The sequence below is a fragment of the Streptomyces sp. NPDC055013 genome (assembly GCF_053608645.1).
Genome location: NZ_JBSGVW010000022.1, coordinates 91,717 through 104,250, shown reverse-complemented (window position 1 = coordinate 104,250; position 12,534 = coordinate 91,717). Strand labels below are relative to the sequence as shown.

11 protein-coding genes are annotated in these 12,534 nt (G+C 69.6%); 1 reads left to right on the top strand and 10 read right to left on the bottom strand.

Annotated elements, in window-relative coordinates; genetic code table 11:
* Positions 1-33 precede the first annotated feature (33 nt).
* Positions 34-798 carry a dienelactone hydrolase family protein gene (locus ACWGDB_RS25405; RefSeq protein ID WP_453824517.1) on the top strand — a complete coding sequence of 255 codons (765 nt, stop codon included), beginning with the start codon at positions 34-36 and terminating at the stop codon, positions 796-798.
* A 12-nt stretch (positions 799-810) separates the two neighbouring features.
* Here the strand turns inward: ACWGDB_RS25405 and ACWGDB_RS25400 are convergent, their stop codons facing one another.
* From ACWGDB_RS25400 to ACWGDB_RS25355, 10 genes are all read right to left on the bottom strand, one after another.
* On the bottom strand, positions 811-1,395 hold the full coding sequence (locus tag ACWGDB_RS25400; protein ID WP_453824516.1) for a TetR/AcrR family transcriptional regulator: 585 nt from the start codon (positions 1,393-1,395) through the stop codon (positions 811-813).
* A complete protein-coding gene (locus ACWGDB_RS25395) occupies positions 1,392-2,882 on the bottom strand; it encodes an MFS transporter (protein WP_453824515.1) in 1,491 nt (496 codons plus the stop codon). The genes ACWGDB_RS25400 and ACWGDB_RS25395 overlap by 4 nt, the downstream gene beginning before the upstream one ends.
* Before the next feature lie 112 nt (positions 2,883-2,994).
* On the bottom strand, positions 2,995-3,429 hold the full coding sequence (locus ACWGDB_RS25390; protein WP_453824514.1) for a VOC family protein: 435 nt from the start codon (positions 3,427-3,429) through the stop codon (positions 2,995-2,997).
* Positions 3,430-3,458: 29 nt separating this feature from the next.
* Positions 3,459-4,883 carry a glucoamylase family protein gene (locus tag ACWGDB_RS25385; protein WP_453824513.1) on the bottom strand — a complete coding sequence of 475 codons (1,425 nt, stop codon included), beginning with the start codon at positions 4,881-4,883 and terminating at the stop codon, positions 3,459-3,461.
* Between the two features lie 143 nt (positions 4,884-5,026).
* Positions 5,027-6,229 (bottom strand): glycoside hydrolase family 1 protein, encoded by a 1,203-nt coding sequence (locus ACWGDB_RS25380; RefSeq protein WP_453824512.1) that lies wholly within the window; start codon positions 6,227-6,229, stop codon positions 5,027-5,029.
* Between the two features lie 135 nt (positions 6,230-6,364).
* Entirely contained in the window at positions 6,365-7,234 is an 870-nt protein-coding gene (locus ACWGDB_RS25375; protein WP_453824511.1) for a carbohydrate ABC transporter permease, read from the bottom strand.
* The gene (locus ACWGDB_RS25370) at positions 7,231-8,199 is read right to left on the bottom strand and encodes a carbohydrate ABC transporter permease (protein WP_453824510.1); all 969 of its coding nucleotides are present in this window, start codon (positions 8,197-8,199) and stop codon (positions 7,231-7,233) included. The genes ACWGDB_RS25375 and ACWGDB_RS25370 overlap by 4 nt, the downstream gene beginning before the upstream one ends.
* Positions 8,200-8,216: 17 nt before the next feature.
* Complete coding sequence (locus ACWGDB_RS25365; RefSeq protein WP_453824509.1) at positions 8,217-9,461, bottom strand: sugar ABC transporter substrate-binding protein; 1,245 nt, start codon at positions 9,459-9,461, stop codon at positions 8,217-8,219.
* A gap of 1,044 nt (positions 9,462-10,505) precedes the next feature.
* Positions 10,506-10,991, bottom strand: a complete 486-nt coding sequence (locus ACWGDB_RS25360) for a hypothetical protein (RefSeq protein WP_453824508.1) — start codon at positions 10,989-10,991, stop codon at positions 10,506-10,508.
* Positions 10,992-11,246: 255 nt separating this feature from the next.
* Positions 11,247-12,332, bottom strand: coding sequence for a LacI family DNA-binding transcriptional regulator (locus ACWGDB_RS25355; protein ID WP_453824507.1), 1,086 nt, complete (start codon positions 12,330-12,332; stop codon positions 11,247-11,249).
* Between the last annotated feature and the right edge of the window lie 202 nt (positions 12,333-12,534).

Here is a 12,534-nt window from a genome sequence, read left to right as displayed (position 1 = left end):
GCACTCGACACGTCGACCACGACAGGAGAACTCATGCTCACCAAGATGTTGCACATTCCCACCGCCGACGGCCGGGCCGACGCTTTCGCCGCCTGCCCCGACCGTGGCGAGCGGCACCCAGGGGTGCTGATGTACGCGGACGGCTTCGGCATCCGGCCCGTGCTGCGGGAGATGGCCTGCGAACTGGCCGGACACGGGTACTACGTACTTGTCCCCAACTTCTTCTACCGGCACGGGCCGGCGCCGGTGATCGAGCTTCCCGAATACATCGGTGAAGAGGCCCGGCCCGCGGTCTTCGCCCAGCTGATGCCTCTGATCGAGGCGCACACCGCCGAACGTGTCCTCAGCGACGCGGATGCCTTTCTCAGGTTCCTCACCGCCCAGCCCGAGGTGGCCGCCGGACCGGTCGCGGTGACCGGCTACTGCATAGGCGGCCTCCTGGCGATGCGCACCGCCGCCGCCCACCCTGACCAGGTGGCCGCCGTCGCCGGATTCCACGGCCCCGTGGGCGCCGACGGGCCCGACAGCCTGCGCCGTCTCCTCTCGACGCTCACCGCCCGGGTCCACCTCGGCCACGCCGAGACCGACATGACGCCCGAGGCGCTCGGCGAGCTCAACCGGGCCCTGGACGCGGCCGGTGTCGACCACACCTCGGAGATCTACCCCGGCACCGTCCACGGCTTCACCATGTCCGACACCGACGCCTTCAACCCCGGTGCGCTGCAGCGGCATTGGGCCCGCCTGCTGCCCCTCCTCGATCGCACCCTCACCGACCGGGGAGCCACTGCGACGGACTGATGGCAAAGGCGCTCAGGGCGTGAGATACGCCTGCACAGCCGGCGCGTACCGGTCGACCAAGGCGTCGACCGTGCTCGCACGCACCTCGGTGCCGCGAGCGATGCCGTACATCACGCCCAGGCCCAGCAGGGTGGCGACGGCCAGTTCGGCGCGCAGGCCCGCGTCGGGACCGGTGAGGCGGTCGGTGATGCGGTCGGTGACCTGGGTGCGGAAGTTGGCGCGCAGGATGTCTCCCTGCTCACCGTGCAGGGGCGCGAACACGATCCGCAGCAGCGGGTCGGCGCCCTGCTCGGACTGGCTGACCAGCACGTGCCGGACCATGTGCGGGCCGAGTTCCGCAAGTGGTGCGGCGAGCAAGGCGTCGGCGTCGGCCTCGAAGGACATGACCTGGGCGAACAGTGTGTCCTTGTTGCCGAAGTACTTCAGGATCAGCGGCGGGCTCACCCCGGCGCGGTCGGCGACGGCCTTGAGCGTGATGTCGGCGTGTGCGTGCCGGGCCAGCAGATGGCGGGCCGCCCGGAGGATGGCCGCCCTGGTCGACTCGGCGTCCCTGCGGGCCGGTGCGGGCGTGACGGGTGGAGTACTCACGGCACTCATGCTCCCTCCATCGCCTCGTCGCGCGCGCCCCGGGGGCTGTCACCGGTTCGCTCCGGCCCTTCCGTGACCGCCTGTGCGGGGTCGCCGGGGATGCACAGCGCCGCGGCCGCGGCCCCGAGGGCGACCACGCCCGCTGTCGCGAACGCCAGCTGGTAGCCGTGCAGGGTGGGCACGGGTGCTCCACCGACCACGCCGGTGTGGTGCACGAGGACGGCGGCCACGGCCGCGCTGGAGCCGGCCTGGCCGATCGTCCGCATCAGGACGTTGACGCCGTTGGCGGAGGCGGTCTGCTCGGCCGGCACGGCTCGCAGGATGAGCGTGGGCAGCGCCGAGTAGGCGAGGGTGGTTCCGGTGGCGACGATCGTGGCCCCCGTGATGATCATCCACAGGTCGCGGCTGTCGGCGATACGGACGGCGTAGCCGACGGCGATCACCGCGGACCCGAGCGCGAGCGTGATGCGCGGCCCGCGTGCGGCGGAGATCCGGGCGGAGACGGGCGACAGCAGGAGCATGACGACACCGCTGGGCAGCAGACACATGCCGGTGGCGACGATGGACAGACCCAGTCCGTACCCGGTGGCCTTGGGGGCCTGCACCAGCTGGGCGGTGACCAGGGTGTTGGCGTAGAACGCGAAACCGGCGAGCAGGGCGGCCACATGGGACAGGCCGACCCTGGGCTCGGCCACCAGCCGCAGGTCCACCAGCGGTTCCTTCGTCCGCAGCTGCTGTCTGCACCACAGGGCGAGCACGACGACGGCTCCGGCGAACAGGCCTACGACCCGTGCGCTGCCCCAGCCCCATTGCCCGCCCTGTGACACCCCCAGCAGCAGGCACACCAGCCCGGCGGCCAGGCCCAGCGTGCCGGAGACGTCGAACCGGCCCGGCTGTCGCACCGGCGATTCCCGCACCGCCCACCGGACCAGCGTCACGCCCGCCACGCCGAGGGCGCTGGTCACCCAGAACATGGTGTGCCAGTTCGCGTACTGCACGATCACGGCTGCCAGCGGCAGGCCCAGCGCGGCGCCGATGCCGACGGTGGCACTCATCAGCGCCACGGCCGATCCCCGGCGCTCCGGCGGCAGTTCGTCGCGCAGGATGCTGATGGACAGCGGGACGACCGCGGCGGCCGCTCCGGACAGCGTCCGGGCGGCGATCAGCACGCCGATGTCGGAAGTCAGGGCACACACGACCGAGCCCAGGGTCATCAGCCCCAGAGCCGACATCAGGACCCGCCGCTTGCCGTACATGTCACCGGCCCGGCCCAGTACCGGGGTGAGGACCGCGCCGGACAGCAGGGTGGCCGTGACCATCCACGAGACCGTGCCCGCCGAGGCGCCGGTCAGCCGGGGCAGGTCGGGCAGCAGGGGCACGACCACGGTCTGCATGACGGCCATGAGGATGCCGCCGAACGCGAGCACCGGCACGGTGAGCCGGTCTCGGAGGGTGCTCACGCGGGGCGGCTTCTGTATCGCGGCGGTCCGGTCCATCGGCACTCCAGCGGGGCATAGCCCGGCAAGGGCAGCGGGTGAATGGCTATTCACCATAGTTGGTGAATAGCCATTCACCCAAGCCAAATAATCCCGCCGACTCGGAGGGTGCTCAGTCGAGACAGAATTCGTTGCCCTCGATGTCCTGCATCACGATGCACGACTCGTTCTCGTCATCGGCGGGCAGCAGCCGCACGCGTACCGCGCCGAGCGGGATCAGGCGTGCGCACTCGGCCTCGAGCACGGCGAGGCGCTCTTCACCCACGAGCCCGGTGCCGACCCGCACGTCGAGATGAACCCGATTCTTCACGACCTTGCCTTCGGGAACGCGCTGAAAGAACAGTCGCGGGCCGACACCCGAGGGATCACTGCAGGCAGCCCATGCACCCCGATCCTCAGGAGGCAGCGAGCGGTTGTAATCGTCCCAACTGGCGAACCCCTCCGGCGGCTTCGGCAGGACGTACCCCAGCACCTCGCACCAAAAGCGAGCGACACGCTCAGGTTCCGCGCAGTCAAAGGTGACCTGGAACTGCTTGATCGATGACATCGGCGCACCCTAGCAGGGGGATTCTCGGCTCAGATCGAGAACCGCTCCTTGCGCAGCAACGGCCGCACTCGGCCGCTGAAACCGCCCGTGCGGAAGGGGGCTTGGAGCAGGCCGGGCCGGAGGTGCTGGGCGAGGGCAGCGGTGATCATGCCCTGGTCGAGGGCGAGGACGAAGTCGCTCACGCGACCGGTGGTGACGTCGACCGAGTCACGGAAGCCGTAGCGGTCGTCGTAGGCACCGAAGGCGCGGTCCAGACCACGGAGGTTGGTGACGGCCTCGGTGGGCGCCTGGGGAAGAGCGAGGAAGTTGGCGTGCGGGGTGACGACTCCGAGCGAGTGGTAGCCGTCCTCCTGCATACCGATGGCATCGACGCCGTACTCTCGGTAGCCACCCTCGGGGATCGAGGCCGGGGAGAAGCCCCAGTAGCCGTATCCCTGCTCGTCCAGGCCGTGTTCGATCTGGCTGCGGACGAAGCGGTCGTGCGTGGTTCCCCAGGAGTTCGGGGACCACTCGGCCTCGGGCACGAAGAGCGGGACCATCAGCGCCTCGAACATCGAGCCGCCCCAGGTGGGGACGAGGTCGCGGCCCCGGTAGGTGTAGTGGCCCTCCCACACCCGTACGCCGTCGATCTGGACGTACTCGCCCTCGGGTTCCTGTTCCTGGCCCGCCCCGGGCAGCAGGGTGCGGAAGAGGTTCCAGTAGTGGTCGACGGGCAGCGAGCCGTCGGCGATGCCGAGGTAACTGGCCATCCGGGGCTCGGTGTTGAGGGCGCCGTAGTGGTGGGCGGTGGGTTCGCCCTTGCCGGGCTTGTCCGGCCAGTAGCCTCCGCGCAGTTGGCCGGGCCCGGCGACGGGGTCGGCCGGGTCGTAGGGCGTGTAGTAGTACGACCAGTCCGCGTCGGCGAGGAGCGCGCCGACGCGTGAGCGCAGGGCGGGGTCGGCGTGGGCGGCGATGCGCAGGCCGGTCACCAGCCAGGCGTTGTCGACGGTGGACAGGAACGGGCGTATCGGGTCGCCGGTCTCGGGCCAGGCCGTCAGCAGGGAGCCGTCGTGGGCGTCGTACCAGTTGAACCAGAACCCGTGGGCGCGTTCCAGTCGCTCGACGGCGCTCAGTGCGCGGTCGAGGCGGCGGCGCATGGTCGTCCCGGAGATGACGCCGAGTCCGGCGGCGGCGACGGTGGACCACAGGCCGCAGCCGATGTTCGTGGGCGAGGTCTGTGCCGAGGGCACCGGGGTGCCGCTGCCGCTGACGTCGATCTTGTCGGCGGCCAGGCCGAGTTCGGTCGTCATGGCCTCCATGGAGCGGTACGTCGCGGTGAACCACTCGTGCAGCAGGCGGCGGTCGGTGGCGGAGCGGGATGCGGGGGCGGCGGCGCGGGCGGTGAACGGGGTCGCGCAGGTGACGGCCGCAGCGGTGGTGGCGGTGGCGGCGGTCAGGAAGCTTCGACGGTTCATCGGGACTGGCTCCCTTGCGTGGGCGGACGGGTGTGCGGGTGCGGTGGTGCCGGGGCGTGCCGAGGAGTCGTACGAGGTCGTACGGGGGTGTGGCGGGGCCGGCCGGTGTCAGGGGCCGGCCGGCCCTCGCCCGTCCTGGTGGTTCAGCCGCCGATGCGGGGCAGGGTGCGCTCGTGGCCGAGGGCGCCGAGCCAGGCGGCGGACGGCTTGGCCGTGCGCGCGAAGGTGACGGGGTCCACGGCGATGAGGCCGAAGGTGGGCTTGTAGGAGCCCCATTCGTAGTTGTCCAGGGCGCTCCAGGCCAGGTAGCCCTGGATGTTGAGGCCGTCGTCGAGGCAGGCGGCGACCGCGTCGAGGGCGCCGGTGTAGTAGTCGACGCGGCGACCGTCGTCGGCGGTGGCGATGCCGTTCTCGGTGACGATCAGCGGGGTGTCGTCGCCGATCACGTCGGCGGTGTGGCGCAGGGCGTGGCCGACGGCGGTCGGGTAGTACTCCCACTGCGTGAGGGTGCGTTCGGCGTCCGCGGGGGCGGGGATCGGGCCGTCGGTGCCGATCTTGGTGCGGGTGTAGGACTGCACGCCGATCCAGTCGTCCCCACGGGCGGCCTCGATGAAGACGTCCTCGCGCGGGTGACGGTAGTCGGCGGTGACCTGCTCGGCGCCGGGCAGCGCCTGGTACACCTGGTTGGCGACGGTCCAGCCGACCTTGACGGCGGGGTGCCGGCCGCGCAGCGCCTTCACGGCCGCGTGGTGCGCGGCGATGATCGCGTGGGTGGTCTCCTCGTCCGGGGTGGGCAGGCCGGCCGGCGGGAATCCCTGGTCGCCGGCCTTCGCGGCACCGGCCATGACGGCGATCATGTTGGGCTCGTTGATGGTGCACACGTACGGCACACCGTCGGCGATGACCGGCGCGCAGTGCTCGACGTAGCGGACGAAGTGGTCGACGGCGCCGTCCGCGGTCCAGCCGCCGAGGTCCTCGAACCACTGCGGGACCGTGAAGTGGTGCAGGGTCACCATCGGGCGCAGTCCGCGGGCCAGGGCACCTTCGACCATGCGCCGGTAGTGGGCGATCTCGGCGTGGGAGAAGGTGCCGGGGACGGGTTCGATGCGGGACCACTCGATGCCGAAGCGGTAGTCGGTGAAGCCGAGTTCGGCGAGGAGGTCCATGTCCTCGTCCCAGCGGTGGTAGCTGTCGCAGGCGTCGAGGCTGGGTCGTTCGATGCCGGCCGCCGGATCGTGCTCCTTGCGCCACCAGTCGCTGTTGACGTTGTTCCCCTCGATCTGGTGACCGGCGGTGGATGCACCCCACAGGAAGCCGTCGGGGAAGGGCGTGGTGCGGTACGTCATCGTGTGTCGCTGTCTTTCCGGTAGTCGGGGGTGGGGGGTGTGCGGGCATGACGGCCCGGGCCCGCGGCCGTGGGGCGTGGGCTTGGCGCCCCGAGGCCGTCGAGGCGAGGGCCGGGGTCCGACGTGCTGGTGCGCCTACTTGAGGCCTGCTGTGGCGATGCCTTGGGTGAAGTGCCGTTGCAGGACGGCGAAGACGAACAGGACCGGCAGGACCACGAGCAGGGAGCCGGCCATCAGCATGCCGTTGCCACCGGCGACCGTGCGGTTGGGATCGTTGGCGAAGGTCGCCAGAGCCACCGGCAGGGTGTACTTGTCGGGGTCGTTGGTGGCGATCAGGGGCCAGATGAAGTTGTTCCAGGAGCCGAGGAACGTGAAGATCGTCAGTGTGGCGAGAGCCGGCTTGACCAGGGGCACCACGATCCGCCAGAAGATGTACCACTCCCCCGCGCCGTCCAGGCGGGCGGCCTCCAGCAGTTCGTCGGGCACCTGGAGCATGAACTGCCGCATCAGGAACACCCCGAAGGCACTCGCCGCGAACGGCAGGACGAGTCCCGCGTAGGTGTCGATCATGCCCATGCCGTTCATCAGCACGTACAGCGGCAGGATCATGAGGTTGCCGGGGACCATGAGCGCCGCCAGGACCACGCCGAATACCTTGGAGCGTCCGGTGAAGTCGAGCTTGGCCAGCGCGTAGCCGAGCATCGAGCAGAACAGCAGGTTGCTGACGGTCACCAGGACGGCCACGATCAGCGAGTTGAGGAAGTACCGCGGCATGTCGAGCTGGTCGAGGAGAGCGGTGAAGTTCTCCATGGTCCAGTGGGTGGGAATCCACACGGGCGGGTTCGCCGTGAGGTCCTGCCGGCTCTTGAACGCCGACAGCACCATCCACAGGAACGGGGCGGCCATCACCATCAGGCCCACCGAGGCGACGGTGTAGAGCAGCGGCTTGCGCACGCGTCCGGTGCGGCGCGGGCGGTGTGCCTTGACGGCTGTCTCGGCGGTCATCGGGTGTTGTCCTTCAGCAGGCGGAGCTGGAGCACCGTGATGCCCATGATCACGACGAACAGGACGTACGCCATGGCGCCGGCGTAGCCCATGTGGAAGAAGTTGAAGCCCTCGCGGTACATGTCGAGCGAGACCGTCAGGGTGGAGTCGGACGGGCCGCCCTGGGTCATCACGAACGGCTCCTCGAAGACGTTGAGGTAGCCGATCGAGGTGATGACGGTGGCGTACAGCAGGGTGGGCCGCAGCAGGGGGACGGTGATGCGGCGCAGTTCCTGCCAGGCGCCCGCGCCGTCCAGGCGGGCGGCCTCGCGGACCTCGGCCGGGATCGCCTGCAGGCCGGCGATGCACAGCACCATCACCGTGCCGAGGTTGCGCCATACGGCCATGGCGATCAGGGAGGGCATGGCCCAGGTCTCGGAGCCGAGGAAGTCCGGCGCCGTGAGGCCGGCTTCGGAGGCGAGGGAGGCGATGAGACCGTCGGAGGGGTCGAGCACGAACCGCCAGACGATGGCCACGGCCACGATGGTCGTGACGACGGGGGCGTAGAAGCCGATCCGGAAGAACGTGCGTGCGCGGTCGATGCCGTTGTTCAGCAGGATCGCCGCGAGGAGCCCCAGGACGATCGTCGCGGGCACGCCGACGACGACGAAGTAGGCGGTGTTGAACAGGGCCTTGAGGAAGGTGTCGTCCTGGAACAGCCGGGTGTAGTTGTCCAGGCCGACGAACTCCGCCTCCAGGGGGCGGGTGACGTTGCGGGCGCCGAAGTCGGTGAAGCTCATCAGGAGCGTGGCGACGATCGGGAAGAGCATGAACAGGCCGAACAGCGCCAGGAAGGGCGTGGAGAACAGCCATCCGGTCAGGTTGTGTCTGCTCAGGGAGCGATGCCCGCGGGGCGAAGGTGTGCCGGGCTCGGGGCTTTCGTCGACGGCCGCGTGGGGTGCGGCCGGTCCTGTCGTGAGGGACATGAGGGGGGCACGCTCTCTTACTGCACGAGGCCTTCGATCTCGGACTGGGCCTTGTCCAGGGCGGCCTTCGCGCCGGACTTGCCCTGGGTGACCGACTCGATGGCCGCGTCGACCTTGGAGGTGATCTCGGTCAGCCTGGGCTGGGAGGGTGTGCTCTCTGCGGTGTCCATCTGCTTGCGCCAGATCTGGAGGGTGGGGTCGGTGGCCAGGTCGCCGGACTTCCAGGCGGCCGTGTTGGCGGGCAGGTCCTTGGTGCGCTCGAACCAGTCGGCCTGGCCCTTGGCGTCGGTGAGGTAGGCGACGAACTCCTTCGCCGCGGCCTCGTGGTCACTGTCGGCGGACACGGCGAGGCTGGAGCCGCCGGCCATGGAGACGGAGGACTCGTCGGTGGGAACCGGGGCGACGGCCCACTTTCCCTTGATGTCGGGGTAGTTCTCGTCGAGGAGGCTGGTGAACCAGGGACCGCCGAAGAACATGGGCACGGAGCCTGTGTTGAAGTCCTTCGTCACGTCGTAGCCGGGCTGGACGGACTTGTCGCTGAGGTCCTTGCTGAAGAAGCTGCCGTAGTTCTCCAGCGCCTTGACGGCGGAGGAGGAGTTCACGACGGCCTTGCCGTCGTCGTCGATAATGGCGCCGCCGGCCGAGAACAGGAACGGGTAGAAGCTCTGCACGGTGTCCAGGCCGCGGGGCTGTATGGACAGACCCCACTTGGAACCGGCCTTCTCCTGGTAGGCCTTCGCCACGCTCTGGAGCTCGGCCATGGTGGCCGGGGCCTTCTTGATGCCGGCCTTGGCGGCGAGGTCGGTGCGGTAGAACAGCACGCGGGTGTCGACGTACCAGGGGACACCGTAGGCCTTTCCGTCGTAGGAGCCCTGCTCCCAGGCGGCCGGGAAGAAGTCGTCCTCCTTGAACGTCTTGGTGTCGACCGGTTCCAGGACGCCCATGTCGGCGAACTCGCCCAAGTAGGTCCCGCCCATCTGCACCACGTCGGGCAGCTTCCCGGCGGCGGCCGCGGCGACCAGCTTCTGGTGCGCGACGTCCCAGCCGATCGGCGTGACCTTGACGGTGATGTTGGAGTGCGTCTTCTCGTACTCCCTGGCGACGTCGCCGAGCTTCTCGCCTTCCGTGCCCATGGCCCAGACGGTCAGAGTCTGCTCGGCATCGGCTGCCACGCCCGCACCACCCGAGCCGCCACAAGCGGTGAGGGTGAGCGCAGACGCCAGGGTGAGGGCGAGCGACCCGATTACGGCGGCGCGGTTCATGGAGGGCTCCTCCTTGAGCTCTGATGAAAAATGTATGCGCTGCCTGTAAGCGCATACATCACTCTGTTGCAGCGCTTCGGGGCCTGACAAGAGGGGCCGTGGTCACACTCCGGTAACGAGCGCGACACCCTGCGGACGGTCCGCGGGGCACCGGTGACACGTGGCCTCGCGTGACCGACCGGTGCGACAGCAACGTATGGCGGATCAATGCATAGTGAAAGGATCTGTGACCGATGCCGCTGTCGGCGCATCCGGCGAGACGCCCGACGGTGCGGCTCGTGCGGGGTGATGGCGGGCGCGGTGCGCCGCTGCCCAGTCACTCTTGATTTCGGCCCCTGGCGCGGCCACGACCGCAATGACCTGCTGGTCATCGGCGTGCGTGCCGCGCCGCCTGGCTTCGATGACTTTAGGTGCGACCACCGAGGCGGCGTCCGACACACACTTCCGCGATTCCGTCTCGGTCGGTTCGTCGGGGGCGCGACGGCTGTCAGGTGCGGGAGCTCTACCAGGACATCCTCTGCGGGCGCGCTGGGCGGCTTTGCTGGTGCTATCGACCGAGGGGCCGCAACGTTGTGGCTTCGCGGTCCGGCAGGGCTACGGCGGCCGCGCGGATGTCGGAGCGGAGCGGGTGTACCGCTGCCGATGCCCGGCTCGGCGACGGTCCTGAGCCGCTCGCGCGCGGGCTCCCGGGGGCTTCGGTGGGGGGATCAGGGCTTTCGCGATGCCGTCGGACGACCGGTTCGCGGCGGCGGCCCGGCTAGCCGTGCCCGCCGTCGGCAATCACCCGCCGCACCTGGCCAACTCCCCAGCACCGGCAGCGATATCGGTGCGCAGCTATGTCCGTGCGCACCCGGAAGCCGTCGGGTCCTCGCCGACTTGGATGCGCCTACGGCGCCACGCGCGAGGGTCCCTGTGCTGATGGCCTTACTCGATTCCCCTGCGTACCTCCACCCAGACAGTTCGCGATCCTCGGGGCGCTGAGCCGGACTCGGCAGCTGGAAGCGGTCGACGCGGCTTCTTTCGCCTACGGCTCGGCTGATCCGCCTAGATCTTCTCTCCTTGGCCGTCTGCCGGCTGGGGCGCTTGGACATGGTCAATGGTGGTGCCATCAGGGTTCCTCCCGAAGGCGGCCTCGAGAACTGCGGGGAGGTCTGCCTCGGAAACTGTGGTGCGAATTCCCGCCAGGACGTGCCCGAATGCGTCGTCGTCGATGACACCCATGTGTTCCTGCCGAAGTTGGTAGATGATCTCGACGAGTTCGGGCTTCAGCAGCATCCAGGCGCGGGAGGTGCGGATCTCGTCCTCGACCTGGTCCATGAACCAGCGCATGACCTCGTACGGGACGTCCACGTGTGGCCCTTGAGGGTTGAAGCAGACCGTGGGCTCCCTTGCCGGGTCCTCATCAGGGATGATCGCGATCACGAGATTCCGTTGCCCGGCCGTGTGGTCCAGTTCCAGGTACCAGGCGTCATCGGGCACGGAGTACATCGTGGTGATCGTGTAGTCCCCGTTGGGGTGTGCGATGGCCATGGCCAGGATGCTGTCACGCCGGGCTGGGGGCGTGCAGCTTTGAAAAGCCACCCCAGTCCCCGGCCCCGTATGAGCCCGTTGATGCCTCGCTCAACGGTGTTGCCCTACTTGTGCGCATCCCCGCCAAGGCAGGGTGCCGTTCGCCGAGCCGACCTCGCTTGAGTCAGTGGTTGACCTGGCGGCCCCGCCCTTTCCGAGCCCCGCCGCTTCCGAGCGGCACAGCCTCCAGGCGGGCCCCTCCACGCGACGTCGCCCTCAGACGGCCCCGAACGTCCCCGACCCCGCATCCGCACAGCCGCAGCTCGCCCGGCGGGCCAGGCTCACCGGAAGTACCAGGGACACCGGCTCCGCACTGCTCTCCCCGCGCAGGCGTCCGATCAGCAGTTCGGCGGCTGCCTCCCCCAGGCGCACCATCGGCTGGCGCACCGTGGTCAGGGAGGGGCGGACGATGCGACTGAGGGGGATGCCGTCGAATCCGGTGACGACCACGTCGTCCGGCACCCGCACACCACCACGTTCGAGCGCCTGGAGTGCGCCCACCGCCATCTGGTCGTTGGCGAACACGAAGGCCTCGGGCCGCTCCCCGCTCGCCTCGCAGAGCAGCTCCGCGGCTCGGGCGCCCTCCGCCTGCGTCATCATCGGCATACGCAGCGCGGGTTTTGCCCCGGCGTGGACTCCGGCCTCCACGCACGCCCGGCGAAAGCCCCGGAATCGGGCCTCCACGTCGGGCGAGGTGTCGTCGACCCCGACATAGGCGAGGCGGCGCAGTCCGTGATCGTCCAGGAGGTGGCGGGTCAGCTCGTACTGGCCGTCTTCGTTGGCCACCTCCACATGGTCGAGGTGATCCAGGGACGGATCCGCACGTGGGCCCGCGAGCATGACGACCGGCTGGCGCCGGGAGATCACCTCCAGCTCCTCGGTCGGCACGGTCCGCGCGAGCACCGCGAAGCCGTCGACCCGGCCGGCCACCTTGGCGACGAGGCTCTCCGGGCCGCCTTCGAGCGATGCGGCGATCAGCAGGGCGTAGCCGTGGCGGCGGGCCGCGCGTTCCATGCCCCGGATGATCTGGTCCGAGTAGAGCATGGCCGCGTCGTCGTCCTCGATGTCCGCGGTGTCCGGGTCCGCGTAGTCGGGGAAGCACAGACCGAGGACGCCGGTGGAACGGCTGGCGAGACCACGCGCGTTGCCGCTGGGTACGTATCCCAGTTCCCGGGCTGCGGCGAGGACTCGCTCACGGGTGGCGACCCGCACGGAGTCGGGGTTGCGGTACACCCGGGACACGGTCGCGATGGACACGCCGGAGCGCTCGGCGACGTCGTACACCGTGGGTGTGGCGCTCACGATGCGGCGCCCTTCATGATCGATCCCCCGTTCCGTGCTGGTCGTGCGATGCGCCGACACGTGAATGAAAGCGCATTCATCCTAGGGTCGGGGTGGGCCGGGAAGCAACCGTGGGCGCCGGCCCAGGCCACCGGCGCGAGCCACGGGATCGTTCGGGCGGGCGGCAGCTCAGGATCTGTGCGGGCGCGGTTGCCGTGCGTGC

Bases quoted from the DNA above. Each gene is read 5' to 3' on its own strand.
- ACWGDB_RS25400 (WP_453824516.1), bottom strand. From the start codon at position 1,395: ATGAGTGCCGTGAGTACTCCACCCGTCACGCCCGCACCGGCCCGCAGG.
- ACWGDB_RS25395 (WP_453824515.1), bottom strand. From the start codon at position 2,882: ATGGACCGGACCGCCGCGATACAGAAGCCGCCCCGCGTGAGCACCCTC.
- ACWGDB_RS25385 (WP_453824513.1), bottom strand. From the start codon at position 4,883: ATGAACCGTCGAAGCTTCCTGACCGCCGCCACCGCCACCACCGCTGCG.
- ACWGDB_RS25360 (WP_453824508.1), bottom strand. From the start codon at position 10,991: ATGGCCATCGCACACCCCAACGGGGACTACACGATCACCACGATGTAC.
- ACWGDB_RS25405 (WP_453824517.1), top strand. From the start codon at position 34: ATGCTCACCAAGATGTTGCACATTCCCACCGCCGACGGCCGGGCCGAC.
- ACWGDB_RS25370 (WP_453824510.1), bottom strand. From the start codon at position 8,199: ATGTCCCTCACGACAGGACCGGCCGCACCCCACGCGGCCGTCGACGAA.
- ACWGDB_RS25380 (WP_453824512.1), bottom strand. From the start codon at position 6,229: ATGACGTACCGCACCACGCCCTTCCCCGACGGCTTCCTGTGGGGTGCA.
- ACWGDB_RS25365 (WP_453824509.1), bottom strand. From the start codon at position 9,461: ATGAACCGCGCCGCCGTAATCGGGTCGCTCGCCCTCACCCTGGCGTCT.
- ACWGDB_RS25390 (WP_453824514.1), bottom strand. From the start codon at position 3,429: ATGTCATCGATCAAGCAGTTCCAGGTCACCTTTGACTGCGCGGAACCT.
- ACWGDB_RS25375 (WP_453824511.1), bottom strand. From the start codon at position 7,234: ATGACCGCCGAGACAGCCGTCAAGGCACACCGCCCGCGCCGCACCGGA.